The following is a 24,988-nucleotide window of genomic DNA, read 5'->3' on the forward strand; positions in this document are numbered from 1 at the left end:
GCGAACGTATTCCATGGGCTCCGGCTCGGCTGCGACGATTGCGTCGGCTGCCTGAGCGCCGGAAACTGCTGCGAGAGCTGCAGCGGAGCCGAGAAGAAGGCTCTTGATGTTCATTTCTGACCTCCAGTCAAAAGTTTCAAACGGGTCTGGGTATTTTGCTGAAGGACAGCTTTCCCTGCCCCATCCCCAACGTTCAAGAAGTCGGACGATCAACCGCCCTTGCTTCCGGAGTTGAAAATACAAGACCGGATCACCGGCGCAACGTCCAACTAGCGAGTTCACGTCCTTTGCATCGCCCTTCGCCGAGGCCTGTTGCTGAAACGACACAAAATCGCCGCAGACCCCCGCAGAAAATTAACAAAGCATTAAGAAAACCCTTTAGCGACGGGGGGTTAGCATAAGGAAGGTGGGGGTCGCCTGTTTCAGAAAGAGGCAGAAACCCGCCCAAAACAGGGGAAAAGCTGGACGCGAACCCCGTTTCAGATGTCCAGTGAATGCCTAAAACAGCATTCGCTCCAAGAAAGCGCTTGGTGGAGAAAGGATGGCGGCCTGAGGAATCAGCAGAATCAACGCAGAGATTCGGCAAACGCCCCGACCAGGTGATTCTGGACGATGCAAAGATCAGCACCGCGCAGCACCAAGAATGCACGGGCGCCCCTGGCGACGACTGCCGCAACGGCTCACGAACCACAATAAATGAATTTCAGTCGAGAGATAGCCGAAACCAGATGCTCGCTCGAAGGGCGGGGCGCAAAGGACATGGGGCTATTTGGGACAATGGCGGAGAAGAAGGGATTCGAACCCTCGATACCGTTTCCGGTATACTCCCTTAGCAGGGGAGCGCCTTCGACCACTCGGCCACCTCTCCGTTAGCGCCTGACTAGTGTCACTCAGCGGCCAATGCAAGATTTTTTTGTCGGTTTCCGGGAAATCCTCGCATTTTCATGTGGGCCGCGATCGGCAACCCCCGTCGTGCCGCGTCGTGTTCGCCCTCATCTCCGCAGGCAAGATCAGCGTACGCAGCGATGTGATTCCACATCGGCGCACGCCTGCTGCTTACGATTTGCGCGCGAGGCGCTCGATCGCCTGTTGGGTCGCCGCGCCGAACTCGCCGTCGACCGGACCACCATAATACCCGCGGTCCTTCAGCAGGTTCTGCATTTCCTTGCGGAATGCGGGCGTGAAATTGTTGGGCTGGCTCTTCAGTTCATCGAGTTTCGCCGGATCGCCGCCCTCGACGCTGGCTGCAGCCCAGCGAACCGCCTCCTTCGCGTCCGCCTTGGTGCCGAGGCCGTAATCATAGAGGCGACTGAGGTTGCCCATCGCATAGGCGCTGCCGGCGTTGGCCGCCATCTCATACCAGGTGCGCGCCTGCACATAGTCCTGCGCGACACCATTGCCGATATCGTAGAACCAGCCGAGCAGCGCCATGGAATAGGAATCACCCACGTTGGCCGCCTTCTCGTACCAGACCTTGGCTTCCGGGTAGCTCTGCTCAGTCCCCAGTCCGTTCTGATAGGCCCAACCGAGCGACGACATCGCGTTGGCGTCGCCGCTTTCGGCGGCCTTCTTATACCAGGCGAGCGATTGTTGGAGGTCTTTCGGCAGGCCAAGACCTTCGCGATAGAACCAGCCCATCGTCGCCATGGCATTGGCATAGCCCTGATTGGCCGCCAGTTCATACCACCGGGCGGCTTCCGCATAGTCCTGCGCGATGCCGTCATAGCCCTCGCGATAGAGCCAGCCGAGCGAGGCCTGCCCGTAGGCGTTGCCGGCGCGGGCCGCCTGGTCGAACATGCGCTTGCCCTCGTCGACGTCCACCGGCCCATCGGTCCCATAGACCGAGAACCAGGCGAGATTGGTCAACGCATACATGTTGCCGCCGTCGGCCGCCTTTCGGTAGTTGCGCCGCGCCTCGACATAGTTCCGCCCGGCGTCCTGCGCGCGCCCCAACATATTGACGAGCATCATATCGTCAGGGTTTTCGTTGACGGCCTGGGCACAGGCGGTGAGCGCCCTTTCGGCGTCGAGCTTCAGGAAATTGACCCCGAGGAAACCGGGCATCGACTGCGGCTCGCCGGCAAGCAGATAGCAATCGCGCGAAGCCTGGGTGTCCTTGCCGGTCGGCGAGACGTTGAGGCCCTTCTGCGGCTCGAGGGCTGCAATCTGCTGCTCGGCCTCCGCCTTGTGCTTGCTGTCAGGGTAGCGCTCGATGAAGCGCGTCAGCGCCGCCGCATCGGTCGACTGCTTCAAGGCGTCCCAGGCAATCTCGTCCGGCGTCACGCTCGATGTCTGCTCGGCTTCGCTCAAGAGCTTCAGTTTCTTTTCTGCGAGCATCTTATAGACCGGGTCCGAACCATGCTTGGCCAGGAAGGCGGTCAACAGGTCCTTGTCCGCGAGATCGCGGATGTTCTGCCAGTCGGCAGCCGCCTCGGATTGGCTGTTGGGCGACAACTGTCCGCCATTATTGGTGACGGTGATGTTCACCTCTTTGATGTTGAGAAAGATCTGGGCGCCGCCGAGCGAGCCGTAGACGAAAGGCTCCTGGCCGCGATTGGTCACCGACACCACCTCGTCGCGAACCTTTCCAAGCGCGATGCGGACATCGACGCCCGGTTCCGTCAGATACTTGGCGAGTGCCGTGGCGAAGGGGCTGTTCTTGCCCTCCCCGTCGAGCGCGACCGTGCCGGCCTTCGAGGCGAAGGCGACGAGCAGATCGGCCGATTCGGGCTCGACGCGCGCCAGTCCGCGCGAAACGGCCCTGGTCGAGATCGAACGCGTCATGCTCTGCTCGAAAGGATTGTTGCGACAGGCGTCGAGAATCACCAGCTTGAGCTTGGTCGCGCCTTCGAGCGAACGCTGAACTCGATCGAGGCCGATCGCCTCGTCCTCGATATCCTTGTCAGTCTTCAGTTGCGCGTCGACGGGAAGCAGGAAGTTCTCACCATTCATCTCCATGCCATGGCCTGAGTAATAGACGATCGCAACTTCGGCACCGGTCGCGAGATCCTCGAAGTCGCGCAGCGCCTTGACCATCTCCTGGCGACCGACGTCGTGCACCGTCGTCACCGAATCGAACCCGGCATCCTCGAACGAAGCCTTCATCAGTTCGACGTCGTTGGCGGGGTTGTTGAGCGGCGACGTCGCTTCATATTTCTCATTGCCGATCAGCAACGCGACGCGTTTTGCCGCCCATGCCCCTGATGGCATCGACACAAGCAGCGCCACACAGACGATCGAAAGCGGCAGCCACCGCCGCGCAAGCCCCAAGGCCATGTTATTCCCTCCAGCACCCATCATCGTCTTCCGCCTTGCCCAGCGTGAACGACAGACGATGCCTCGCCCGATTACCCCTCGGAAGCGGCCATCGGCGCCCCGGTCATGTCTAATGAAAGTATTACGTATGAGGTTGGGGCTTTCAATGTGCGCACATGCCATAATTTAGCGACAACGCTTGCCGATGGCACAAGGTCGAAGCAAGGCGGCGTGCTTAGCTCGATCACGGGGGCAGCGAGTCCGCCAAGAACACGACAGATCCGCCGAGGGCTGCGCTGAAACGGAGCTTGCCATGTCGATGAAAATGCATGTCGCCGAGGGAAAGCCAGGCCAGCTCGCCACGACCCACCAGCATTATTTCATCGAGCGGCCGTGCAGGATCCTCGTCATTGGGCAGCACCTGAAAGCGAAGACAAAGTATCGGTGCCTGCTGCGCCATATCTCTATTGCCGGCGCGATGCTCGACTTCAATGCGACGATCCCGCTGCCGAAGCACTTCTTCCTCGAGATCGAGGGCTTCAAGGAAGAAATCGGTTGCTCTGAGGTTTACCGTGAGAGCGCGGAACTCGGGGTGCGTTTCAACATGCTGCTTTCGGCAGATTTCCTGAGACGCCTGATCCGCATGCAGTTTTCCAGCGGCGGACTTTGATCTCCTCAAATCAAGCGAGCCCCGACATTAGATTTTTAGTGATCGATTTCAGGGGATTGCAAGTTTCTTCTGCAAGACTGATTCTAGCATCGGTAGAAATCGTCCACCGATATGATGTGGGACAAATGAATTGTCCGGGGTCCACGAATGCGGTCAAAGGTTGATCGTGCCGTGCGACCCGGCACTGGCGGAGAAAGACGCATGCAGAACCAGACCATGTATTCCTGCGTCCCCTCGCCATTTTACGAGCGGCGCTACGAGCGTTTCAACATCGGCCATGCGGGCACGCTGACCGCCGTGCAGCCGGGGCTCGGAAGCGTCTCGGTCCGGTCCTGCCGGATGATCGACATATCGCGCGGCGGCGCGAGCTTTGCCGTCGACACCAATATCGGTCTGCCGCAACATTATTATCTGCACATCGTCGGCACTTCGCTTCGGATCGGCTGCGCAGAGGTCTATCGCAACGGCGAGCGCATCGGCGTCCAGTTCATCAAGCCGATCGAGCAGACCTTGCTGCGCGAAATCATCCGGCAGGAGTTCTTCACCGGGCAAGTCAAAAACGCAAAGCCGCGGCGATAGGCCAGCCACAAAACGAAAGGCGGCGGATTCCCGCAGCTTTTCTTTCGGGAACGATTCCGAATTGCCAAAGCATGCGATAAGTTCCCCCGTACGTCATCCGAACGGGGCCTTATCTTCAGCATGTCCGCATTCTCTCGCTTCACGCCGCTCATCCAATCCCTACCATCCACCATCCCCTTTGTCGGGCCGGAGGCGATCGAACGCCAGCGCGGGCGCGCGATCGCGGCGCGCATTGGCGCCAATGAAAGCGGCTTCGGTCCGGCGCAGAGCGTGCTTTCAGCGATGAGAGAGGCAGCCAGCGGAACCTGGAAATATGCTGACCCGGAAAATCACGATCTGAAACAGGCGCTTGCAGCCCATCTCGGAACCAGCCCGGCCAATCTCGCGATCGGCGAAGGCATCGACGGCTTGCTCGGCCAGATCGTCCGCATGGTGATCGAGCCGGGCATGCCGGTCGTCACCTCGCTCGGGGCTTACCCCACCTTCAATTACCACGTCGTCGGCCATGGCGGCCGGCTCGTCACAGTGCCCTATGCGGGGGACCGGGAAGACCTCGATGGGTTACTGGCAGCCGTGAAGCAGGAAAATGCGCCGCTCGTCTATTTCGCCAATCCCGACAATCCGATGGGAAGCTGGTGGTCGGCCGAACGCATTGTCGAGTTCGCGAGGGGCCTGCCCGAAACGACGCTGTTCATTCTGGATGAAGCCTACTGTGAAACCGCACCGGCCGAAGCGCTACCACCGATCGACGCCCTGATCGACATGCCGAACGTGGTGCGCACGCGCACGTTCTCGAAGGCCTACGGGCTTGCGGGTTCGCGTGTCGGCTATGTGGTCACCACGCCGGGCACAGCCCAGGCTTTCGACAAGATCCGCAACCATTTCGGCATGAATCGGATCGGCGTCGCCGCGGCAATCGCAGCGCTTGCGGACGAGGTGTATCTGAAGGAAGTGACGGCCAAGATTGCGGCGTCGCGGCAGCGCATTGCTGCTATCGCCACGCAAAATGGCCTTGCCCCGCTCGTCTCAGCCACCAACTTCGTGGCCGTCGATTGTGGCCGGGACGCGGTCTATGCCCGCGCGATCGTCGATACCTTGATGAGCGACCACGGCATCTTCATAAGAATGCCGGGGGTGGCGCCGCTCAATCGCTGCATCCGGATCAGCACCGGACCGGAGACGGAGATGGTCCTGCTCGAAGCGGCTATGCCCGCGGTCCTGAAGAAACTCGCCTGACCCCTTTTCTCAAGGCCCAGCTTGCGGCGCCGTCGGGCGCCGCCCGTCCGATCAGTGAACCGTCATCCATTCGCGAGCTGCGCGCAGCGCCGCTGCGAGGTCCGGCTTACTCATCGTCATCGCCAGGTCGGCGCGCAGATCGACGGCGCGGTCGCAACCCTTGATCGCCGCGATGTTCAGCCACTTGTGGGCGGCGACGAGATCGACCGGGCGACCGTGGCCGGTCGCATAGGCCAGACCCATGTCGCAAAAGACTTCCGCCTGGTTGTCACCACCCATCGCGGCATCCGAAGCAATTTGCATATCAAAGCGTGCCATTGTCGTGTCCCTGTCTTACCTGGTTGGTTTTTCCGAAGCGGCCCGCCCGTTTGGGGCGGACCATGCTCCAGATCAGCACTTGTTTTGGTCCCTGTTCGACCTTGCCTCTTTGCGGGCCTTTCCGAAGCGCGCCGTCTTTTTGCGGTGTCGTCCTCGGTGGTTTTTCGGAGCGTTTCGTTCCGCTCGTCTTATGGCTTCACTATGCCTGACGGGCTTCAATGGGCGCTTAAAATGCATGCTTAATTTGCGACAAACAAAGTTCAAACGCTTGGTAAACTTGAGTTTTTGTTAAACATCGGAAGGCCTGAAATCCCGCGCATTCGCCTCAAAATTTACGAAAAATTCAATCGACGATTTCAACCAAACGCTAACCACGAAAAGATCGGCGCCAGCAAAGTCCGCGCAATTCCTTGCGCAAGAAGCGCTCAAAACCGCCCAGGAAAAAGCGCCAAAGGCCGCGATTCGGCTGGTTTACCTTTACGTGCGCGTAAGCTATCTTGCCCGCGGCGGTGAGGAGACTGCCTTTTCATACGAGGACATCTTGAGCTGCCGGCGGAGCGGACCACGCCGGCAGCCTCAATCTGGAGGACACGAATGCTACGTACATTGCTCATCACCGCGACGCTGGCTCTCGGCATTGCCGGAACCGCCGCGGCGGCGGAACCGATCTTAGGCAACTGGAAGACGGCGAGCGGCGCCACGGCGGAAATCGCCCCCTGCGGCGGCGCCTTTTGCATCACGCTGAAGACCGGCAAGCATGCCGGCAAGCGCATCGGCAACCTTTCGGGCACCGATGGCAGCTACTCGGGCGAGATTACCGATCCGGACACCGACAAGACCTATAGCGGCTCGGGCGCTGTCAACGGCAATTCGCTGAAGATGAAGGGCTGCGTGCTGAAGGTGCTGTGCAAGTCGCAGACATGGACCCGTCTCTAACAGAACCGGCGCGGCAGAAATCGCCGCTACGATTACGACGATGAAAGGGCAGCCGATGGCTGCCCTTTTTTATGGGCGCGAAGGATCTGCCGAGCGGCCTTTCGCCGGCGCCCTCAACCGGCCTTTTGAAATGGCCCGAGCATACGCCTTCCGTTTCGACGGACAGTGCCACCGGGGTCGGCCGGCTCTCGGCTCCGTGGGCGTACAACCGAAGATGAACGCCAGATGAACGGACATCTCAGCATCAATTCAGTTTGGGTATGCGAAAACACACTCAATCGATTTGAACCTGCCTCCAAACAACGGACAGAACCATGGATATCCTCGCTCGGCGCCTCACCATCATCAGCCTTCTGATGGTCGTTTTCGCTGTCACTCTTGCAGCTGCAGTCAGCGCTGACACCGAACGTCGCCGCAGCAACACCTATCTCGGTTCGCTGACCGATTGCACCGCCCACACGGCACAGTACTGCCAGGCCAAGCTCTAACGCAGCCAGGCAGGCCAAGTTCCAGAGCCTCAACTGAAGCCGATCACTTCGTGGTCTGATGGAGAGACGAACATGCTGGCAGCACTTTCGACTTCGGCCTTTCTGTCGCTGCGCGTCCTGGCGCTCGCCAGCCTGCTGATGGCGCCGGTCGGGGCGCTCGCCTACTCCAAGGCCAGCGGCACGGGCATCGGCAAGCAGGGCGCGGGCCTTGTCCTCTTCGTCACCCTGCAGCGCCAGGCCATGACCTGACGGATCGTTGCGGATCGGAACTACGAGCTGAAAGGGGCGCACATTGCGCCCTTTTGTTTTAACCGGCTTGCGCATCGGCGAGCCGCTTTCCTATCCTTGGTTTTCCGGAGGATTCGTCTCAGCCAAGGCCACCAGACCCGAACCGATGCCCGCCTATCTCATCTATGCCCTCGCCGCCCTTGCAGAAATTGCCGGCTGCTTTGCCTTCTGGGCCTGGCTGAAGCTCGACAAGTCTGCGCTCTGGCTTGTTCCCGGAATCGTCTCGCTGGCGCTCTTTGCCTGGCTGCTGACCTTGATCGACAGCCCCGCGGCCGGCCGCGCCTATGCGGCCTATGGCGGCGTGTATATCGCCGCATCGCTCATCTGGCTCTGGCTGGCGGAAGGCGTCAGACCGGACCGCTGGGATCTTGCCGGCATGACCATTGCGCTGATCGGCAGTGCGATCATCCTCGCCGGCCCGCGTTGAGCAACGGGCCTCAAATCGCCTCGCGGTTGTGCGTGCCGCCATCTTGTCGTTTGCTTGTCAGAAGCCGCAGCCTATAATGCGACATGAACAAGCGAATCTCTTCACACTCCGTCCTTTCCACAGCAACGCCCGAGCCTTTCGAGCCGCAGTATTTCGATGATCCTGCGGCCGCAGTCGATTGCCTCGAGGCGCTTTACGAGCGCAATACCCGGTTCCTCTGCGAGGCGTTCGAGGGGCTGGGCAAGGGCGGCAAGCCGTTGACCCGTTATCGCGCCTGCTACCCGCAGGTCAGCATCGAGACGAGCAGCTTCGGCCATGTCGATTCCCGTCTTTCCTATGGTTATGTCAGCGCGCCCGGCGTCTATACGACGACGATCACGCGGCCAAAACTCTTCCGGCACTATCTGAAGGAACAGCTCGGGTTGTTGACGCGCAACCACGGTCTCGGCATCACGGTCTCGGAATCGGCCACCCCGATCCCCTTGCATTTCGCCTTCGGCGAAAGCGCCTATGTCGAGGCATCGGCCGCCAATGCCATCGACATCCCCTTGCGCGACCTGTTCGACGCGCCTGATCTGACGACCACGGACGATGAGATCGCCAACGGTTCCTACGAGCCAGGTCCGGGCGAACCGTCGCCGCTCGCGCCGTTCACGGCGCAGCGCATCGACTATTCGCTGGCGCGCCTCAGCCACTACACGGCGACGAGCGCCAATCATTTCCAGAACTTCGTGCTCTTCACCAACTACCAGTTCTATATAGACGAATTCTGCGCTTGGGCCCGCCAGCAGATGGCGGAAGGCGGCAACGGCTACACGGCCTTCGTCGAGCCCGGAAACATCATTACGCCCGCCGGGGCCGACAAGCCGGAGACGGACTTTACCCTTCCGCGGTTGCCGCAGATGCCGGCCTATCACCTGAAGAAGAAGGGCCACGGCGGCATCACCATGGTCAACATCGGTGTCGGCCCGTCCAACGCCAAGACGATCACCGACCATATCGCCGTGTTGCGCCCGCACGTCTGGCTGATGCTCGGCCACTGCGCCGGCTTGCGCAACAGCCAGCGGCTCGGCGACTACGTGCTTGCCCATGCCTATATGCGCGAGGATCACGTGCTCGACGACGACCTGCCGGTCTGGATCCCGCTGCCGGCGCTCGCCGAAGTGCAGGTGGCGCTGCAGGATGCCGTAGCCGAAGTGACCGGTTATCGGGACTACGATCTCAAGCAGATCATGCGCACCGGGACCGTCGCCACCATCGACAACCGCAACTGGGAGCTTCGCGACCAGCGCGGCCCGGTCAAGCGTCTGTCGCAGGCGCGCGCCATCGCGCTCGACATGGAATCGGCAACGATCGCCGCCAACGGCTTCCGTTTCCGCGTGCCCTATGGAACGCTGTTGTGCGTCTCCGACAAGCCGCTGCATGGCGAACTGAAGCTGCCGGGCATGGCAACGGCCTTCTACAAGACGCAGGTCAGCCAGCATCTGAAGATCGGCATCCTGGCGCTGCAGAAGCTCGCGGCGATGCCGCCGGAAAAGTTGCATTCGCGCAAGCTCAGAAGCTTCTACGAGACCTCGTTCCAGTAGAGGTCAAAACCTCGCTAGGACATTGCCCCACGGCACGGCGCTCTAGCGACGTTTCCCCAAAACCATCGACAACAGCGTGCCCGCGACCGCGGACACGATGATCAGGAGATGCGCGTTGACGCCGGCCGTCGCCAGCACTTCGAGGTCCGCCCGGCCGGCGGGAGCGCCGAAGGAAACGGCACCGGCCGCAATCGCTGCCGGATAGGTCCCGACGCCAGCCGGCGCATGCATCGGCAGCACCGAAGAAAGCTCGCCTCCGAGCGCGCCGCCAAAACAGGCCGCAAGCGGCGCAACTCCCATGAACGCCAGCACCCAGGCGAGCACGATTACCTTGACGGCCCAGTTGAGGATGGTCATGCCCCAGGCGCGCAGGAACGCAGCCACGGTGCCCGGCAGGCCCGCCTCCAATTCCTCGACGACCGGCTCGAGCTTTGCCGGCAGCAGCCTGCGCGCCAGCGCGATTGCGTGGTCCTTCAAGAGAAAGAAGAGAAGCGGCGAGGCAAGCGCCGCAAACCAGACGAGCCAGAGCCCGATCGACCCTCTGCCGAAGACCAATCCGACGACGGCCACGACGAGGAGCGCATGCAGGTCGAGCAGGCGCATGACCAGAAGAGCGGCCGTCCCCCTGGCGAGCGGGACAGAAAACTCCGAACGCATCAGGAGAGGAAAGCTGGTCTCGCCGGCCCGAAACGGCAGCATGATGTTCAGGAGATTGTGGACCTGGGTGACCCGAAAGAGCGGCAGGAAACGCCCCGACGTTTCGCTCGGGAAGTAATCGTAGATGCGATAGCAGCGAATGAAGTAGGTCGCGATGAGCAGCAAGAGGGCTGCAGATGCGGCACCAACGCCGATTTCGGACCACTGGCGCAAGAGCGCCGACCAGCCCCAGAACCACTCAACGAAGGCCGCGTAGGCCGCAATGGCGCCCGCCGACAGCAATGTCATCCGATTGCGGACGAGCCAGGATCGCCGGTCAGGCTCGCAATCCGATGTCATCAGGCCTCGATTTCCCGTGTTGAAGGGCAAGATTGAACGTTGGTTATCACCGATAACTGTGCAAGAAAACGATTATGTAAGCAGTCCAATTCTTGCGGCAGCGTGAGCGCCGTATGTATGAGCGGTTCCCATGCATCCCATAGAGCTATCCGTCGTCATTCCCGTATTCAACGAAGAAGACAGCATTCAGCCGCTGATTACGCGGGTCCGCGATGCGCTGGCGAATTTTCCGTCCCCTTGGGAACTGATCCTCGTCGACGACGGCAGCACCGATCGAACGCTTGTGAATGCAAGAAAGGCCCTTTCCGATCCCGGCATCGACCTCAAGATCGTTGAACTGCAAAAGAACTTCGGACAGACGGCCGCGATGCAGGCGGGCATCGATGCCGCCACCGGCCGCCTGATCGCCACGCTTGACGGCGACCTGCAGAACGACCCGGCCGATATTCCCGAGATGGTCACAGCGATCGAGGAGCGTCAGCTCGACCTGCTCGTCGGCTGGCGAAAGAACCGACAGGATGGCCTGCTCCTTCGAAAAATCCCGTCCTGGTGCGCCAATCGCCTGATCGGCAAGATCACCGGCGTCCGGCTTCATGACTATGGCTGCAGCCTGAAGGTCTATCGCGCGTCCGTCATCAAGCAGGTGAAGCTGATGGGCGAAATGCATCGCTTCATCCCCGCCTGGGTTGCAGGCGTCGTGCCGAGCAGCCGCATCGGCGAAATGCCGGTCACCCACCACGCACGGCAGCATGGCCAATCCAAGTACGGGATCTCCAGAACCTTCCGGGTGATTCTCGATCTTTTGTCGGTGCTGTTCTTCATGCGTTACAAGGCGCGCCCGGGACACTTCTTCGGTTCGATCGGCCTTGCGACGGGGGCGCTCAGCGCCCTGATCCTCCTCTATCTCGGCTTCGACAAGTTCGTGCTCGGCAACGATATCGGAACCCGGCCGATGCTGATCGTCGGTGTGATGTTGTTCCTGTCGTCGGTTCAGCTCATCACCACGGGCATTCTCGCGGAAATGATGGCGCGCACCTATTTCAGCGACGACGGCACGACGAACTATATCGTCCGGCAGGTCTTCGTGCGGGACCAGACAGATGCTTGAGGCCGTCAACCGCCGGCCAAACCTGATCCTTGCGCTGATTGCGGGCTACTTCCTGCTTTGCATCGCACTGAGGCTTTCCGCTTCGACTTCGCTGGAGATCGACGAATCCGAGCAGGCCTATGTCTCGCAGTTCCTGATGCTCGGCTACGGCTCGCAACCGCCTTTCTACAATTGGCTGCAATACGGGCTGACCTCGCTGTTCGGCCCGTCAGTGGCGACGATGACCGTACTCAAAAACGGCCTATTGTTCCTCTGTTGTCTCTTCTTCGGCCTTGCATCCCGCGAGGTTCTCGGCGACCGGCGCCTTGCAGCCATCACGACAATGGGCGTCCTCGCTCTGCCGCCGATCTTCCTGCTTGCCCAGCGCGACCTCTCGCACACGGTCGCCGCGCTATTTGCCGTTTCGCTCTTCCTGTACGCATTCCTGCGGACGATGAGCCGACCGACCTTCTTTGCCTACGCTCTTACAGGCGTCGCCGTCGGGATCGGCGTCATCTCAAAGTACAACTTCGTGATCGTTCCGGTCGCGGCGATCGTCGCGATCCTGCCCGAACCGAAACTTCGCGCCCGGCTCTTCGACTGGCGCATCCTTGTCGCAATCGCCGTCTGCGCGCTGATTGCCCTGCCGCACGGCACCTGGGTCCTGCAAAATATCGGCGCCGCGTCGAGCAATACCTTCAAGGAAATGGGAACGGGGCAGGAAGCCGGTTTCGTGTCGAAGGCGTTGAAGGCGATCGTCGCGCTCTTTGCCTCGACGCTTCGCGGCTCAGCGATCATCCTCGTCGTCTTCGCCCTCGTGTTTCGCAAGGACCTGCCGGCGATCTGGCGCGCCGACAGCCTCTGGGCTCGGGTCGTCGGGCGCATGCTGGTCCTCTGTCTCGGCGCCGTTCTCGTCATCATGCTGGTCACCGGCGCCACCCATATGCGGGAAAAGTGGCTGGTTCTCTTCCTCGTCCTGCTGCCGCTCTATCTGGCCCTCAAGGTCGAGGCGTCCGGCGTTGACACCACACGTAGCGTCCGGCCCGTCGCCCTCTTTATCGGCTTCGTCATCGTGACCACGCTGGTCGTGGTGTCTACCCGCGCAGTCGTGCGGCCTTGGTTCGGCAAGGTTTCGAGACTGAGCATCCCCTACAGCAGCCTCGTCGACACCATCGTAGAGCAGCAGGGACGCGAACCGGCGATGGTTCTGGCCACCAACAAGCAGGTGGCCGGCAATCTGCGAACGCGCCTGCACGGCGCCAAGGTCTACGTGCCCGGCAACAACAGCAGCCCGGCGATCGGTCAGCTGGCCGGGCCGCTTCTCGTTGTCTGGACCAACGACGGCAAGGCCGATGCAGCGCCACCGGCGCCACTCGTCGATGTCCTTAAATCCTTCGGCGTGCCGGAAACGCACTTGCAGCCGCAGCATCTCACCCTGCCCTATCTCCACGGCACGCTCGAGGATCGCTACAGTTTCGGCTACTTCTGGATCGACGATCCGTCGCGATCCGCGCCGACGAGCAGCTTGAGCTCGCCAGGGTGAATGCGAAGCGCGACGTCGCGGCCCATGGGCAGAAGTTCGCCGTCGATGACGCAGTTGATCTTTCGTTCGACCGTCGGAAAATGCAGATCGAGGGCATGACCGCTCATGGCGGTAATCAGCGGACTGTCGCGAAACTTGCCGCGCATTACATCGAGCGCGAGCTTGGCGACACCCGGCGGACTCAGCGGCGGCGCCGTGTAAAAGCCGAGATGGCCGGCGGTCACGTCGTCCGCATACATCAGCGTGTCTCGGCCGAACGGATTGTTGGAAACCGAGACCGCCGAGACATGACGGCTCTCCTTGTGACCATCGACATCGAACTCGATCTCGAAATCCGGAGGATTGAGAATCACTCCGACTGCGGCGCGGGTGCTGGCGGCGATCTTTCCCGCTCTTGAGCGAAAGCTGTAGGATTCGCGGTAGCGCACCATGCGCGCATGCAGCCCCATGGAGAATTGATGCACGAACGCACGGCCATCGGCGCTGCCGATGTCACCGTCGATGATCACGCCATTCGCCAGCACTTCCGGCACTTTCCAGATATCGAGCGGCAGCTTCAGCGTGCGGGCAAAAAGATTCATCGTTCCGGCGGGAACGACGCCGAGCGGCATGCGGTTCTTCCAGGCGACGCCGGCGGCGGCCGAAATCGTGCCGTCACCTCCGCCGGCAAGAATGGCGTCGAGGTCGTCGCGACGGCAGGTCCGCTCCAACGCCTCTTGCATCTCGTTTCCGGAAACCGCTGCAATCTCGATCTGGTGGCCTGCGGCCTGGAAGACGTCTTCGACCTTCTGGCCATAGGCGGCCATGTCTGTCGTGCGGAACGTGCCGCCGTCGCGATTGAAGATTGCCTTGATTTTCATGAACGGGTCATCGGCTCCATTGCCGCGGCAATGCGGCTCACCGCGATCAGATAAGCGCGATTGCGGCCAATTCCAGAACCTTACCGAAACTTAACGGGAGCGCCGGTCGTTCGTCCGCTCCATCACGACCAGCACAACAGAAGCCGAGTGTCACAGCAATGCAGCGATCAGCGCGGTTCGGGCAACTTCAGCGGCCCGCCTGTCTTGATCGAGCGGATGGCGAAATTGGACCGGATGTCGGTGACGCCGGGCAAGGCCAACAGCGTCTCGGTCAAGAGTTTCTCATAGGCAGGCAGATCCTCGACGACGACCTCCGCGAGGAAATCGGCATTGCCGGAGATCAGGAAGCAGGAGACTACCTCGGGGATGGCGAGCAACGCCTCCTGCTGCTGCTGTGCGTTCTCGCGGCTATGGCGCCCAACCTTGATTTCGACGAAGACCGTCAGCCCGAGACCGGCTTCCTTACGATCGATGTCGGCCCTGTAGCCGCGCAGGATGCCGGATTTTTCCAGGTTGCGGATGCGCCGCAGGCAGGGCGACGGCGAAAGATTGACCTTTTCGGCAATCTCGACGTTCGTTGCGCGCGCGTCCTGCTGAAGGATTCTAAGGATGGCGAGGTCGAATTTATCGAGGCTTGGCATTTTTATGAACTTCAGTTGCTGCTATTGGCACATTGTTGCTGACGATAGTCTATTTCGGGCACAAATCGCAAGGACATGCCCCGCTATCAGGGCGTAATCTCCTTCCAGACCCAAAAGCCTCTCAGGTATCCAATTCGGGAAGGAAATTCAAATGGTTGCGCTCGCTCTCGATCGCGGCAATACGACGCCTGTCGCCGCCGGCTATGCCGGCGCCTTCGTAACCGTCCTCATCTGGGCGGGCTGGATACTGGCGACCCGCCACTCGGCCGGCACCGCACTTGGCACGATCGACCTCGGGCTGATCCGCTACGGCGTGCCGGCGATCCTTCTTGCCCCGGTCTGGCTGAAGACCGGACTTCTGCCGCGCAAGCTGCCGCTGCTGTTGCTCGTCCTGATGGTCGCCGGTTCGGGCGCCCTGTTCTTCCAGGTCTCCGCCTTTGCGATCCACTCCGTTCCGGCCTCTTCGGTCGGCGTTCTCCTCGGTGGCTCGATGCCGCTTGCCACGGCGCTCATCGGCATCACGGTCTTCGGCGAGCGGCCGGACCGGATGCGCGTGCTCGGCTTTGCCGCAATCCTTGCCGGCGTCGCCATCCTCCTGACGCTAAGCCTCGGAAGTGCGGCCTCGACCGGCTGGAGCGGCTATGCGCTGCTGCCGACTGCGGCGACCCTCTGGGCGATCTATACCCATGCCTTCCGCCGCTCCGGCCTCAGCCCGCTGCAGGGAAGCGCCCTGATCGCCATCTGGTCGTTCCTCATCCATCTCGGACTTGCCGCCTGCTTTGGAGCCACCCTTGCCAGCGTTCCGGTCCAGGAGATCGCCTTGCAGGTCACCAGCCAGGGCATCCTGTCCGGCCTCGTCGCCATGGTAGCCTACGGCTTTGCCGTAAAGAGCCTTGGCGGCACCCAGGCGGCCGCCTTCACGGCGCTGACACCGGTTCTCGCGATGGTCGGCGGCGCCGTCCTGCTCGGCGAGCAGATCGGCCCCTTCGAGATCCTCGCCGCGGTCGTCACCGCTACCGGCGTCGCGCTTTCGACCGGCATTCTTTCGTCCAAGGCCTGAACGCAAAACTCGTTAAAATGGGAAGGCCCCGGAGGTGTTCGCTCCGGGGCCTTTTTCTGTCTCGACGACAAGCTCAGCCGTGAATGATTTCACGGTGTTTCTGCAGCCGGTGACCGTAGGCCTGGCTGACGCGATCGAAGATGATGGCAATGCCGACGATCGCAAGGCCGTTGAAGATGCCAAGCGTGAAGTACTGGTTGGCAATCGCCTTCAGCACCGGCTGGCCGAGGCCCTGAACACCGATCATCGAGGCGATGACCACCATGGCGAGCGCCATCATGATCGTCTGGTTGATGCCGGCCATGATCGTCGGCAAGGCGAGCGGCATCTGGACGTTCTTGAGCTTCTGCCACGCCGACGAACCGAAGGCATCGGCCGCCTCCAGCACGTCCTTGTCGACGAGGCGAATGCCAAGGTTCGTCAGGCGAATCATCGGCGGGATCGCGTAGATGACAACGGCGATCAGCCCCGGCACTTTGCCGATCCCAAGCAGCATCACGACCGGGATCAAATAGACGAAGCTCGGCATCGTCTGCATCACGTCGAGAATCGGATTGACGATGTTCTGGAACCGGTCCGAACGGGACATGACGATGCCGATCGGAATGCCGATGGCGATCGACAGCACGGTACAGACGAAGATCATCGAGACCGTCTTCATCGTGTCGTCCCACATGTCGAAGTAGCCGATCAGAAGCAGCGTGCCGATGCAGCCGGCGACGATCTTCCAGTTGCGGCTTGCCACCCAGGCGATGAAAGCGATCAAGATCAGGATGATTGGCCAGGGCGTCTTCGTCATGAAGCGCTCCGACTGGATGAGAAAGAATTGCAAGGGCTCGAAGAAGCCTTCGATCGCGTCACCATAGGCGCGCGTGAAGCCGCGAAATCCCTCGTCGATCGCCTTTTTCAAGGCTCTCAGGCTCTCGTCATCCATGTGTGGAAACTGGGTCAACCAGTCCATTCCATTTCCCCTTCAGATTTCGCCGGCCGCGATTGTTGTTTTGCCTTTGCCGGACCTCGAACGAAGAGGCGGCGCACATGACTGCGCCGCCCGCTGGTTATGACCATCGCGATCAGAGCGCGGCCTTCACCTTTTCGGCGACCTCGGGCGAAACCCACGGGGTCCAGATATCGGGGTTTTCCTGCAGGAAGTGCTTCGCGCCCTCCTCCCCGCTCGCCTGATTGTCGGTCATCCAGGCCATCAGCTTGTTGACCGTGTCGTTGGTCCAGGCGCGCTTGTTGAGGTAATCCATAGCCGGGCCGGCGCGATCGGCGAAGGCCTTGGTCACCAGCGTCTGGACCTTGTCCTTCGGCCAGTCGTTCTTCTTCGGATCCGGGCAATCGGCAACCGTGTTGCAGCGCTTCCATTCGGACGGATCGGCGGCCACACCATGCTCGAGCTTCACCATCTCGTACTTGCCGAGAAGGGCCGTCGGCGCCCAGTAGTAGCCGACCCAGCCCTGCTTGCGCTCATAGGCCTTGGCGATCGAGCCATCGAGGCCGGCGGCCGAACCGGTATCGACCAGCGTGAAGCCAGCCGTTTCGCCGCCATAGGCTTTATAAAGCTGCGTCGTCACGACCGTGCCGCCCCAGCCCTGCGGGCCGTTGAAGACGGCGCCCTTGCTTGCGTCTTCCGGATCCGGGAACAGTTCCTTGTGCTTCAAGGCGTCATCGATCGTCTTGATGTCGGGATTGGCATCGACGATGTATTTCGGCACCCACCAGCCCTGGACGGCGCCATCGGAGAGCGCCACGGCGGCGCCGACGAGCTTGCCCTCCTCGAGGCCGCGATTGACGACATCCGGAAGCAGGTCGACCCAGCCTTCGGGTGCGACATCCGGCTGGCCCTTTTCGATCATCGAGGTGATCGTCGGCACGGTGTCTCCGACCACCAATTCGGCATTGCAGCCGTAGCCTTCCGTCAGGATGATCTTGTCGACACTCGCCAGCACCTCGGCGCTCTGCCAGTTCATGTTGGCGATCGTCACGTCGCCGCATTCGGCGGCCGAAGCTGCGCCGGCGAGGCCAAAGAGGCCCGCGGCCAGGCAAGTCGTTGCAAGAAGCTTCTTCATTTCCGTTCCCTTGTTTTGGCGGTGCATCCCGTCGCACTGCCGATCTCACCGCGGGGATCGACAGCGTCACAGGGCTCGGTCCAACTCAAGACAACAGGGACCGAACGGCCTGCAGATCCGTCGGCTTCAAGCCGATGACATCATGAAAGCTAACGGGCTTTTCCGGCAAGGACTTTCCCATTTGCGTCAACGGGTGCCTTTCCTAATATTTGCGCATCGTTGAAGTGGTCGTCAGGACGTTTTGCTGCGCTGGTAATAGCGCGACACGCGCACCCGGTTTCCGCAGCGCGCCGCCGAGCACCAACGCCGCCGGGCATTGCTGCCGACGAACAGCATCACACAATCCTGCGCCTCGCATTTGCGGATCAGCCTGGCGTCGCCGCCGGCAAGCAACGCCGCAGCGTCCTCGGCGAGGAAACCGGCTAGCTGGACCATGGGCTCCACCGTTCTTTCGCTGACGAGCCGCGGCGGATCGGTCCAATCGAGACGGCGGACGACCGGTGCTGCCTCCATTGCCGCGTTAAGGCCCTCGATATCCGCGGCCGGAACAGGTTGCCTGTCCATCACATGTGCGATGGCGGACGCCACATGCGAGCGGACGGCAAGGACTGGCGCGAGATCGTCGGCGTCGGCCGCACCGATGCTGGCAAACGCGACATCCGACATGCGAGGCCCCTCCAACGCCAGCCAATGCGCGAGCCCGCCATCGGCCGCGAAGAGATCGACACGGCCGCTCGCGGTCAAAGGGCGAGTGTTGACGAGATCGAGAGCAAGGGGCTCTCCGACGAAAGGAACCAGATCCATGCAGGCCTCACATAATGCATAATTTCGATATTGACGCATTAGGCTTTCTGGCGCAATTCTAATGCATAAATATTGCCAATAGGAGTGTTAAATGAGCAGGCATAGCATTCCATCGATCCGGCACCGGTTCATCGAGGCCGGAGGCGTCCGGGTCTTCTACCGCGAGAGCGTGCCGACCGGAGCGCCGGCCGATTTCCCGACAATCCTGCTTCTGCACGGCTTCCCCTCGTCTTCCCACCAGTACCGGCGGCTAATAGACGCGCTTGGCAGCGACTACCGTCTGATCGCGCCTGACTATCCGGGCTTCGGGCATAGCGACGCGCCGACCTCGACGAACGAAGGCGGCAGTTTCGTCTACAGTTTCGACAAGCTGGCGGATGTCATGGAAGCGTTCGTGGATGCGCTCGCGCTGAAACGCTTCGTCCTCTACGCCTTCGATTTCGGCGCGCCCGTCGGGTTTCGTCTTGCAAGCAGAAAGCCCGAGCGCATTGCCGGGCTGATCGTCCAGAACGGCAATGCCTATCTGGAGGGGCTTTCCGACATTGCCCGCGACTTCATTGCGCTCAAATCCAAGGACGAAGGCGCTGAAGAGCAGGTGCGGCAGCTACTGACCTTGGAGATGACCCGTGCGCAATATGTTGGCGGGACGAAGGATCCGGACCTGGTCGCACCTGACGGCTGGACCATGGATCAGCACTTCCTCGATCGCCCGGACCGCCGCCAGCCGCAGATCGATCTTGCCTTCGACTACAAGAGCAACCTTGCCCGCTATGGCGAATGGCAAGAGTGGCTGCGCCGCGAACGGCCGCCGACCCTGATCACCTGGGGCCGTAACGATCCCTTCTTCACAGAGACGGGCGCCCGCGCCTTCCTCACCGACCTTCCTGAGGCCGAGTTCCACCTGTTCGATACCGGCCACTTCGCGTTGGAAGAAAACCTGCCGGAGATCGCACCGCTGATTGCCGATTTCGTTGATCGCATCTGGGCGATGGCATGAAACGACAAAGGCGCCGTGGCCAATGGCCGCCGGCGCCCTTGTAATCCTTTACGGGTCGAGATTCTGAGACCCGACTTCGAACATTACATATTCGGATAGACCGGGCCTTCGCCGCCTTGGGGCGGCACCCAGTTGATGTTCTGGTTCGGATCCTTGATGTCGCAGGTCTTGCAGTGCACGCAGTTCTGGGCGTTGATGACGAAGACGTCCTTCCCGTCCTTCTCCACCCATTCGTAGACCCCGGCCGGACAGTAGCGCGTCGACGGACCGGCATAGATGTCATGCTCGGAACGCTTCTGCAGATCCATGTCCTTCACCTGGAGGTGAACCGGCTGGTCTTCCTCGTGGTTGGTGTTCGACAGGAACACCGACGACAGCCGGTCGAAGGTCAGAACCCCATCCGGCTTCGGATAGTCGATCTTCTTGTGCTGCGCTGCGGGTTCGAGCGACTGCGCATCGGTCTTTCCGTGCTTCAGCGTGCCGAAGAAGGAGAAGCCGAACAGCTGGTTGGTCCACATGTCGAGACCGCCGAGCCCAACGCCGATCGCCGTGCCGAACTTCGACCACAGCGGCTTGACGTTTCTCACCCGCTTCAGGTCCTGGCCGATGGCGCTGTCGCGCCAGCCGCGTTCGACCTCGATCGGCTCGTCATTGGCGCGGCCAGAGGCGATCGCTGCTGCCAGCTTCTCGGCCGCGAGAATGCCTGAAAGCACCGCATTGTGGCTGCCCTTGATGCGCGGCACGTTGACGAGACCGGCCGAACAGCCGATCAGCGCACCACCGGGGAAGGACAACTTCGGTACCGACTGGTAACCGCCCTCGGTGATCGCACGGGCGCCATAGGAAAGCCGCTTGCCGCCCTCGAAGGTGCCGCGGATCGCCGGATGCGTCTTGAAGCGCTGGAACTCCTCGAACGGGAAGAGATAGGGGTTCTTGTAATTCAGGTGCACGACGAAGCCGACGGCGACCATGTTGTCTTCGAGGTGATAGAGGAAGGAGCCGCCACCGGTCTTCATGCCGAGCGGCCAGCCGAAGGAGTGCTGCACCAGACCCGGACGATGGTTTTCCGGCTTCACCTGCCAGAGTTCCTTGAGGCCGATGCCGAACTTCTGGACATCGCGATCCCTGGAGAGATCGAATTTCGCAATCAGCTGCTTGGCGAGCGAGCCGCGCACGCCCTCGCCGATCAGCGTGTATTTGCCCAAGAGCGCCATGCCGCGGGCAAAGTTCGGGCCCGGTTCGCCGTTCCTCTCGATGCCCATGTCGCCGGTGGCAACCCCGATGACCGCACCCTCGTCGTTGTAGAGCACTTCGGTGGCGGCAAAACCCGGATAGATCTCGACGCCGAGTTCCTCCGCCTTTGTCGCCAGCCAGCGACAGACGAGCCCAAGCGATACGATATAGTTGCCGTGATTGTTCATCAGCGGCGGCATCAGGAAGTTCGGCAGGCGGATCGAGCCGGCGGGTCCTAAGAACAGGAAATGATCGTCCGTCACCTCGGTCTTGAACGGATGGTCGGCGTCGTCGCGCCAGTCCGGCAGCAATCGGTCGATGCCGATGGGATCGACGACCGCACCCGACAGGATATGCGCACCGACTTCGGCGCCCTTTTCGAGCACGACAACCGAAAGCTCCGGATTGACCTGCTTCAGCCGGATCGCCGCTGCAAGACCGGCCGGTCCCGCACCCACGATCACAACGTCGAACTCCATGCTCTCGCGTTCGGGCAGGTCTTGTTCGGTCATACCGTCTCTCCAGTCTCACCGGTCTTCTGCCGGCTCCGTTCCCAGGGCATATCATTCCGTCATGGCAAATGCAGTTTGGCTTGTCGAGCCGGGATGCGACAGACGATGCCCGCTTTTGCGCATGAGGTCATGAGTATAGGCAAATATCTATATGCCGTGTACGTAAACGTAAATACATCAATTTGTCGCGCAGCGAAGCTATGACCCATGCGGCCTTGCTTTTGCCGAAGAGCCGTGCGACGAGGCCGCCGCACCCTTCCAGCGGTACGCGCTGGCACACCCCATTCGCAATCGGCACGCGGCAAGGCGCCTCTCGGCGTCCGGACGGCGTGTCTTTCGGCTTTGAAGCCGGCCGCCCATCGATCCCTGAAAGCGGCCCACGGAATTCATGTTGCGTCGCGCGCCACCGCCCCCACTCCGGGCGGCGAAGCGACGCCAGATGCAAGGAGACACTCATGGTCAAGGCACTCGGCTTTGATTTCGGCACCACCAATTCCGTTCTGGCGGTTGCCGCGGGCGACACGACCCACTCGATGCACTTCGACAGCCTCGCCGGCTCGACCGATGCCATGCGCACTGCCCTCTCCTTCATGAAGGATGCCAAGCTTGGCGCGCAGGCGCTGAAGGTCGAGGCGGGCCAGGCCGCCATCCGCGCCTTCATCGACAATCCCGGTGACTGTCGTTTCCTGCAGTCGATCAAGACCTTTGCCGCAAGCCCCCTCTTCCAGGGCACGCAGGTCTTTGCCAAGCGCCACAGCTTCGAAGACCTGATGCGCGTGTTCCTGACCAAGCTGCGCGACTATGCCGGTGACGGCTGGGCGGACCAGTACAGCCGCATCGTCGTCGGCCGTCCGGTGCACTTTGCCGGCTCCAGCCCCGACCCTGCGCTGGCGCTCGAGCGCTATGGCGCAGCCCTCTCCGAATTCGGCTTTCCGGAGGTGCACTACGTCTACGAACCGGTGGCAGCGGCCTTCTACTTCGCCCAGAACCTGAAGCAGGACGCAACTGTGCTCGTCGCCGACTTCGGCGGCGGCACCACCGACTATTCGCTGATCCGCTTCGAGACCAAGGCCGGGCGCCTGACGGCAACCCCGATCGGCCATTCGGGCGTCGGCATCGCCGGCGATCACTTCGACTTCCGCATCATCGACAACGTCGTCTCGCCGCTGATCGGAAAGGGGAGTCTGTTCAAGAGCTTCGACAAGCTGCTTGAAGTGCCGTCGAACTACTATGCGAATTTCGGCCGCTGGAATCAGCTTTCGATCTTCAAGACACTGAAAGATTTCACCGATCTGAAGAAGCTCGTGCGCCAGAGCCTGGAGCCGGAAAAGCTCGAGGCCTTCGTTGACCTGATCGAGCATGACGAGGGCTATCCGCTCTACAACGCGATCTCGGCCACGAAGATGCAACTGTCGAAGGAGGACGAGACCGAGTTCTATTTCGCCCCGCTCGGCGAAATGTCGCGCCGCACCGTTCGCCGCAGCGATTTCGAAGGCTGGATCGCGCCGGAGCTCGCCCGCATCGAGGGCGCGCTGGATGATGTGCTGCAGTCGACGGCAACGGCACCCGAGACGATCGACAAGGTGTTCTTGACCGGCGGCACCTCCTTCGTTCCGGCCGTACGCGGCATCTTCGAGCGGCGTTTCGATGCCGACCGGATCGAGAGCGGCGGCGAACTGCTGTCGATCGCCCATGGCCTGGCGCTGATCGGCGAGCACGAGGACATCGCCCACTGGACCGCGAATGCGGCCTGAGCCGACGCGCGAACCGGATGTGCATGACCTTGGATAGGAGGGTCGAGCGCCGGAAAAGCGGTTCCGGTCCGGCCGCTTATGGGCTAGGTTGGCGGCCATGATTTCCGCCAACGACCTTTCTCCGGCGCAGCTTGCCGCCCTTCTCGCCTTCCACGGCGATGCGGGCGTCGAATGGCTGCTGGAAGAGGAACCGGTCGACCGTTTCGCCGAGTTCGAGGCGATGAAGGCAGCACGCGGCAACGCCCGCGTGGCGGCAACCAGCAACCGGGCGGAGGCACCCGCTTCGCAACCGACGGCGCGCCAGACAGCGGCGGCCGCTGCCCCCACCCCTTCCCGCGCACCTGCCCCAGTCGCGAACGCCCCTGCGGTCGCCATCCCCGATGCGCAGGCGATCGAAGAGGCGCGCTTTGCCGCCGAATCGGCCCGGTCGCTCGCCGAGCTCCGCGTTGCGATGGAAGGTTTTGCCGGCTGCAATCTCAGGAACAGCGCCCGCAATCTGGTCTTTGCCGAGGGTGATCCGGCAAGCGGCATCATGATCGTCGGCCCGATGCCCTATGCCGACGACGATCGCGACGGCCAGCCTTTTGCGGGCCGCCTCGGCGAGATGCTGACCCGGATGATGGCGGGCATCGGTCTTACGCGCGAGAGCGTGCTCTTGAGCAATGTCGTGCCCTGGCGCCCGCCGGGTAACCGCGTGCCGACGGCGCGCGAGGCCGATATCTGCCGACCCTTCATCGAACGCCAGATCGCGCTGGCAGAGCCTAAGCATCTGCTGCTGCTCGGCAATTTCACCGCCCGTTTCTTCTTCGGCGGCAACGACACGATCCACCAGCTTCGCGGCGAATGGCGCGAGCTTGCGATCGGCGGCATTAACGTGCCGACCCTCGCCACCCTGCATCCGCAGGACCTGGTGACGGCGCCGATCAACAAGCGCTTCGCCTGGCAGGACCTGCTTGCCTTCAAGGCCCGCATTCACGGCTGATCCTAAAGCGCCCTGCCCGGATCGTGCTCCCGGCCGCTTGCCCGTTTCATGAACAAAGAATGAAGAAAGCCATGCGGTTTGCGCATATCAGCGGCGCATTTTGACGCATTGCAAAACGTCATGTTGCAGCGCAATATATTGGTACGGGAGGAATGGAATTTAAGGAATTGAACCATGACTGCCCGCTTTCGTCCGATCCACAGCAGCTTTGAGACGCTCCGCCACACTGGCGCTGCTTACCGGACGCCGTTCAACCGCTTTGGCACGGCAGCCAACGAGCAGATGACCGCGATCGGCCTCGCCCGGACCACCCGTCCGGCGCAGATTTTCGCCGACTTCATCCAGCGCTGATCCCCACGCGATACGCGGCTTTTGCGTATCGCGTGACGCATCGTTTGACCCGACACGAAGAAAGGAACGAACCCATGACCAAGCCGATTGCCAGCCTCAAGGTCCTGCTCGATTCGATCTCCGACATCGGTACGGCCGTGCGCGCCTCGCGCGAATATACCGTTCTCAGCACCAAGAAGGATGCACGCCGCGCCCATCGCACGGCCGTGAGCCCGTTGCTGCCGAACTGACTGCTGCCCGCAGGTATAAGCACCGCCTTTTTGCCATCGCCTGTCGCAATCGACAGGGCGTAAAAAACTGGATAGAGCCACAC

At 61.6% G+C, this 24,988-nt stretch carries 25 protein-coding genes, 1 tRNA gene and 1 pseudogene; 16 read left to right on the forward strand and 11 right to left on the reverse strand.

Features of this window, described 5'->3' with window-relative positions; all coding sequences use genetic code 11:
- The 3 genes and pseudogenes from IB272_RS35525 to IB272_RS00015 all read right to left on the reverse strand — a co-directional run.
- Positions 1–114 (reverse strand): annotated as a pseudogene (locus IB272_RS35525) (porin); the annotation flags it as partial.
- 664 nt (positions 115–778) lie between these two features.
- Positions 779–868, reverse strand: a tRNA-Ser gene (locus tag IB272_RS00010).
- Positions 869–1,056: 188 nt separating this feature from the next.
- Positions 1,057–3,276: a caspase family protein gene (locus IB272_RS00015; RefSeq protein WP_060585993.1), complete on the reverse strand. Its 2,220-nt coding sequence runs from the start codon at positions 3,274–3,276 to the stop codon at positions 1,057–1,059.
- Positions 3,277–3,568: 292 nt separating this feature from the next.
- On the opposite strand from IB272_RS00015, the gene IB272_RS00020 reads away from it, so the two are divergent.
- The 3 genes from IB272_RS00020 to IB272_RS00030 all read left to right on the forward strand — a co-directional run bounded on the left by IB272_RS00020 (position 3,569) and on the right by IB272_RS00030 (position 5,740).
- Positions 3,569–3,925 carry a hypothetical protein gene (locus IB272_RS00020; RefSeq protein WP_060585995.1) on the forward strand — a complete coding sequence of 119 codons (357 nt, stop codon included), beginning with the start codon at positions 3,569–3,571 and terminating at the stop codon, positions 3,923–3,925.
- A gap of 201 nt (positions 3,926–4,126) precedes the next feature.
- A complete protein-coding gene (locus IB272_RS00025; protein WP_034804171.1) occupies positions 4,127–4,504 on the forward strand; it encodes a PilZ domain-containing protein in 378 nt (125 codons plus the stop codon).
- Between the two features lie 120 nt (positions 4,505–4,624).
- Complete coding sequence (locus tag IB272_RS00030; RefSeq protein WP_060585997.1) at positions 4,625–5,740, forward strand: pyridoxal phosphate-dependent aminotransferase; 1,116 nt, start codon at positions 4,625–4,627, stop codon at positions 5,738–5,740.
- 51 nt (positions 5,741–5,791) lie between these two features.
- On the opposite strand, the gene IB272_RS00035 is transcribed toward IB272_RS00030, so the two are convergent.
- A complete protein-coding gene (locus IB272_RS00035) occupies positions 5,792–6,058 on the reverse strand; it encodes a sel1 repeat family protein (protein ID WP_034804178.1) in 267 nt (88 codons plus the stop codon).
- A 594-nt stretch (positions 6,059–6,652) separates the two neighbouring features.
- On the opposite strand from IB272_RS00035, the gene IB272_RS00040 reads away from it, so the two are divergent.
- From IB272_RS00040 to IB272_RS00060, 5 genes are all read left to right on the forward strand, one after another.
- On the forward strand, positions 6,653–6,994 hold the full coding sequence (locus IB272_RS00040) for a DUF2147 domain-containing protein (RefSeq protein WP_034804181.1): 342 nt from the start codon (positions 6,653–6,655) through the stop codon (positions 6,992–6,994).
- Between the two features lie 314 nt (positions 6,995–7,308).
- Positions 7,309–7,482 carry a hypothetical protein gene (locus IB272_RS00045; RefSeq protein ID WP_034804185.1) on the forward strand — a complete coding sequence of 58 codons (174 nt, stop codon included), beginning with the start codon at positions 7,309–7,311 and terminating at the stop codon, positions 7,480–7,482.
- A 72-nt stretch (positions 7,483–7,554) separates the two neighbouring features.
- Positions 7,555–7,731 (forward strand): hypothetical protein, encoded by a 177-nt coding sequence (locus IB272_RS00050; RefSeq protein WP_162251053.1) that lies wholly within the window; start codon positions 7,555–7,557, stop codon positions 7,729–7,731.
- A gap of 145 nt (positions 7,732–7,876) precedes the next feature.
- A complete protein-coding gene (locus IB272_RS00055) occupies positions 7,877–8,197 on the forward strand; it encodes a YnfA family protein (RefSeq protein WP_060586006.1) in 321 nt (106 codons plus the stop codon).
- 83 nt (positions 8,198–8,280) lie between these two features.
- A complete protein-coding gene (locus IB272_RS00060) occupies positions 8,281–9,783 on the forward strand; it encodes an AMP nucleosidase (RefSeq protein ID WP_034804189.1) in 1,503 nt (500 codons plus the stop codon).
- Positions 9,784–9,825: 42 nt separating this feature from the next.
- Here IB272_RS00060 and IB272_RS00065 read toward each other — a convergent pair whose 3' ends face one another.
- On the reverse strand, positions 9,826–10,779 hold the full coding sequence (locus IB272_RS00065; RefSeq protein ID WP_060585999.1) for a lysylphosphatidylglycerol synthase domain-containing protein: 954 nt from the start codon (positions 10,777–10,779) through the stop codon (positions 9,826–9,828).
- A gap of 130 nt (positions 10,780–10,909) precedes the next feature.
- Between IB272_RS00065 and IB272_RS00070 the strand changes: the two genes are divergently transcribed.
- Entirely contained in the window at positions 10,910–11,887 is a 978-nt protein-coding gene (locus IB272_RS00070; RefSeq protein WP_034804195.1) for a glycosyltransferase family 2 protein, read from the forward strand.
- Positions 11,880–13,409 (forward strand): glycosyltransferase family 39 protein, encoded by a 1,530-nt coding sequence (locus IB272_RS00075; RefSeq protein WP_060586000.1) that lies wholly within the window; start codon positions 11,880–11,882, stop codon positions 13,407–13,409. The genes IB272_RS00070 and IB272_RS00075 overlap by 8 nt, the downstream gene beginning before the upstream one ends.
- Here IB272_RS00075 and IB272_RS00080 read toward each other — a convergent pair.
- Together IB272_RS00080 and IB272_RS00085 are read right to left on the reverse strand one after the other, a co-directional pair.
- Complete coding sequence (locus IB272_RS00080; RefSeq protein WP_060586002.1) at positions 13,346–14,269, reverse strand: diacylglycerol kinase family protein; 924 nt, start codon at positions 14,267–14,269, stop codon at positions 13,346–13,348. The two genes, IB272_RS00075 and IB272_RS00080, sit on opposite strands and share 64 nt — an antisense overlap.
- A gap of 167 nt (positions 14,270–14,436) precedes the next feature.
- Positions 14,437–14,910 carry an Lrp/AsnC family transcriptional regulator gene (locus IB272_RS00085; protein ID WP_034804213.1) on the reverse strand — a complete coding sequence of 158 codons (474 nt, stop codon included), beginning with the start codon at positions 14,908–14,910 and terminating at the stop codon, positions 14,437–14,439.
- A gap of 151 nt (positions 14,911–15,061) precedes the next feature.
- Between IB272_RS00085 and IB272_RS00090 the strand changes: the two genes are divergently transcribed.
- Complete coding sequence (locus IB272_RS00090) at positions 15,062–15,970, forward strand: DMT family transporter (RefSeq protein WP_060586003.1); 909 nt, start codon at positions 15,062–15,064, stop codon at positions 15,968–15,970.
- Between the two features lie 73 nt (positions 15,971–16,043).
- Here IB272_RS00090 and IB272_RS00095 read toward each other — a convergent pair whose 3' ends face one another.
- From IB272_RS00095 to IB272_RS00105, 3 genes are all read right to left on the reverse strand, one after another.
- Positions 16,044–16,931 carry a proline/glycine betaine ABC transporter permease gene (locus tag IB272_RS00095; RefSeq protein WP_060522087.1) on the reverse strand — a complete coding sequence of 296 codons (888 nt, stop codon included), beginning with the start codon at positions 16,929–16,931 and terminating at the stop codon, positions 16,044–16,046.
- Positions 16,932–17,043: 112 nt separating this feature from the next.
- Entirely contained in the window at positions 17,044–18,042 is a 999-nt protein-coding gene (locus IB272_RS00100) for an ABC transporter substrate-binding protein (protein WP_112771319.1), read from the reverse strand.
- 231 nt (positions 18,043–18,273) lie between these two features.
- Positions 18,274–18,846, reverse strand: a complete 573-nt coding sequence (locus IB272_RS00105; RefSeq protein ID WP_192444170.1) for a CGNR zinc finger domain-containing protein — start codon at positions 18,844–18,846, stop codon at positions 18,274–18,276.
- Positions 18,847–18,937: 91 nt separating this feature from the next.
- Here IB272_RS00105 and IB272_RS00110 point away from each other — a divergent pair, with 91 nt between their 5' ends.
- Positions 18,938–19,843, forward strand: a complete 906-nt coding sequence (locus IB272_RS00110) for an alpha/beta hydrolase (protein WP_192444171.1) — start codon at positions 18,938–18,940, stop codon at positions 19,841–19,843.
- Between the two features lie 83 nt (positions 19,844–19,926).
- On the opposite strand, the gene IB272_RS00115 is transcribed toward IB272_RS00110, so the two are convergent.
- Positions 19,927–21,588, reverse strand: coding sequence for an electron transfer flavoprotein-ubiquinone oxidoreductase (locus IB272_RS00115; protein WP_192444172.1), 1,662 nt, complete (start codon positions 21,586–21,588; stop codon positions 19,927–19,929).
- 455 nt (positions 21,589–22,043) lie between these two features.
- Here IB272_RS00115 and IB272_RS00120 point away from each other — a divergent pair, with 455 nt between their 5' ends.
- From IB272_RS00120 to IB272_RS00135, 4 genes are all read left to right on the forward strand, one after another.
- Entirely contained in the window at positions 22,044–23,342 is a 1,299-nt protein-coding gene (locus tag IB272_RS00120; RefSeq protein ID WP_060584337.1) for an Hsp70 family protein, read from the forward strand.
- A 97-nt stretch (positions 23,343–23,439) separates the two neighbouring features.
- Positions 23,440–24,324, forward strand: coding sequence for a uracil-DNA glycosylase (locus IB272_RS00125; RefSeq protein WP_060584376.1), 885 nt, complete (start codon positions 23,440–23,442; stop codon positions 24,322–24,324).
- 174 nt (positions 24,325–24,498) lie between these two features.
- Positions 24,499–24,675: a hypothetical protein gene (locus IB272_RS00130; RefSeq protein WP_089043882.1), complete on the forward strand. Its 177-nt coding sequence runs from the start codon at positions 24,499–24,501 to the stop codon at positions 24,673–24,675.
- A 74-nt stretch (positions 24,676–24,749) separates the two neighbouring features.
- The gene (locus tag IB272_RS00135) at positions 24,750–24,905 is read left to right on the forward strand and encodes a hypothetical protein (RefSeq protein ID WP_089043881.1); all 156 of its coding nucleotides are present in this window, start codon (positions 24,750–24,752) and stop codon (positions 24,903–24,905) included.
- Positions 24,906–24,988: the final 83 nt, after the last annotated feature.

This window comes from Ensifer sp. ENS08 (assembly GCF_014852195.1).
GTDB classification, from domain to species: domain Bacteria; phylum Pseudomonadota; class Alphaproteobacteria; order Rhizobiales; family Rhizobiaceae; genus Ensifer; species Ensifer adhaerens.

Excerpts from the sequence above, each read along its gene's own strand:
- IB272_RS00050 (WP_162251053.1), top strand. The coding sequence starts at position 7,555 with ATGCTGGCAGCACTTTCGACTTCGGCCTTTCTGTCGCTGCGCGTCCTG.
- IB272_RS00065 (WP_060585999.1), bottom strand. The coding sequence starts at position 10,779 with ATGACATCGGATTGCGAGCCTGACCGGCGATCCTGGCTCGTCCGCAAT.
- IB272_RS00105 (WP_192444170.1), bottom strand. The coding sequence starts at position 18,846 with ATGGATCTGGTTCCTTTCGTCGGAGAGCCCCTTGCTCTCGATCTCGTC.
- IB272_RS00095 (WP_060522087.1), bottom strand. The coding sequence starts at position 16,931 with ATGGACTGGTTGACCCAGTTTCCACACATGGATGACGAGAGCCTGAGA.
- IB272_RS00015 (WP_060585993.1), bottom strand. The coding sequence starts at position 3,276 with ATGGCCTTGGGGCTTGCGCGGCGGTGGCTGCCGCTTTCGATCGTCTGT.
- IB272_RS00040 (WP_034804181.1), top strand. The coding sequence starts at position 6,653 with ATGCTACGTACATTGCTCATCACCGCGACGCTGGCTCTCGGCATTGCC.
- IB272_RS00070 (WP_034804195.1), top strand. The coding sequence starts at position 10,910 with ATGCATCCCATAGAGCTATCCGTCGTCATTCCCGTATTCAACGAAGAA.
- IB272_RS00125 (WP_060584376.1), top strand. The coding sequence starts at position 23,440 with ATGATTTCCGCCAACGACCTTTCTCCGGCGCAGCTTGCCGCCCTTCTC.
- IB272_RS00060 (WP_034804189.1), top strand. The coding sequence starts at position 8,281 with ATGAACAAGCGAATCTCTTCACACTCCGTCCTTTCCACAGCAACGCCC.
- IB272_RS00075 (WP_060586000.1), top strand. The coding sequence starts at position 11,880 with ATGCTTGAGGCCGTCAACCGCCGGCCAAACCTGATCCTTGCGCTGATT.
- IB272_RS00135 (WP_089043881.1), top strand. The coding sequence starts at position 24,750 with ATGACCAAGCCGATTGCCAGCCTCAAGGTCCTGCTCGATTCGATCTCC.
- IB272_RS00120 (WP_060584337.1), top strand. The coding sequence starts at position 22,044 with ATGGTCAAGGCACTCGGCTTTGATTTCGGCACCACCAATTCCGTTCTG.
- IB272_RS00085 (WP_034804213.1), bottom strand. The coding sequence starts at position 14,910 with ATGCCAAGCCTCGATAAATTCGACCTCGCCATCCTTAGAATCCTTCAG.
- IB272_RS00100 (WP_112771319.1), bottom strand. The coding sequence starts at position 18,042 with ATGAAGAAGCTTCTTGCAACGACTTGCCTGGCCGCGGGCCTCTTTGGC.
- IB272_RS00080 (WP_060586002.1), bottom strand. The coding sequence starts at position 14,269 with ATGAAAATCAAGGCAATCTTCAATCGCGACGGCGGCACGTTCCGCACG.
- IB272_RS00130 (WP_089043882.1), top strand. The coding sequence starts at position 24,499 with ATGACTGCCCGCTTTCGTCCGATCCACAGCAGCTTTGAGACGCTCCGC.
- IB272_RS00090 (WP_060586003.1), top strand. The coding sequence starts at position 15,062 with ATGGTTGCGCTCGCTCTCGATCGCGGCAATACGACGCCTGTCGCCGCC.
- IB272_RS00025 (WP_034804171.1), top strand. The coding sequence starts at position 4,127 with ATGCAGAACCAGACCATGTATTCCTGCGTCCCCTCGCCATTTTACGAG.
- IB272_RS00045 (WP_034804185.1), top strand. The coding sequence starts at position 7,309 with ATGGATATCCTCGCTCGGCGCCTCACCATCATCAGCCTTCTGATGGTC.
- IB272_RS00035 (WP_034804178.1), bottom strand. The coding sequence starts at position 6,058 with ATGGCACGCTTTGATATGCAAATTGCTTCGGATGCCGCGATGGGTGGT.
- IB272_RS00055 (WP_060586006.1), top strand. The coding sequence starts at position 7,877 with ATGCCCGCCTATCTCATCTATGCCCTCGCCGCCCTTGCAGAAATTGCC.
- IB272_RS00030 (WP_060585997.1), top strand. The coding sequence starts at position 4,625 with ATGTCCGCATTCTCTCGCTTCACGCCGCTCATCCAATCCCTACCATCC.
- IB272_RS00115 (WP_192444172.1), bottom strand. The coding sequence starts at position 21,588 with ATGACCGAACAAGACCTGCCCGAACGCGAGAGCATGGAGTTCGACGTT.
- IB272_RS00110 (WP_192444171.1), top strand. The coding sequence starts at position 18,938 with ATGAGCAGGCATAGCATTCCATCGATCCGGCACCGGTTCATCGAGGCC.
- IB272_RS00020 (WP_060585995.1), top strand. The coding sequence starts at position 3,569 with ATGTCGATGAAAATGCATGTCGCCGAGGGAAAGCCAGGCCAGCTCGCC.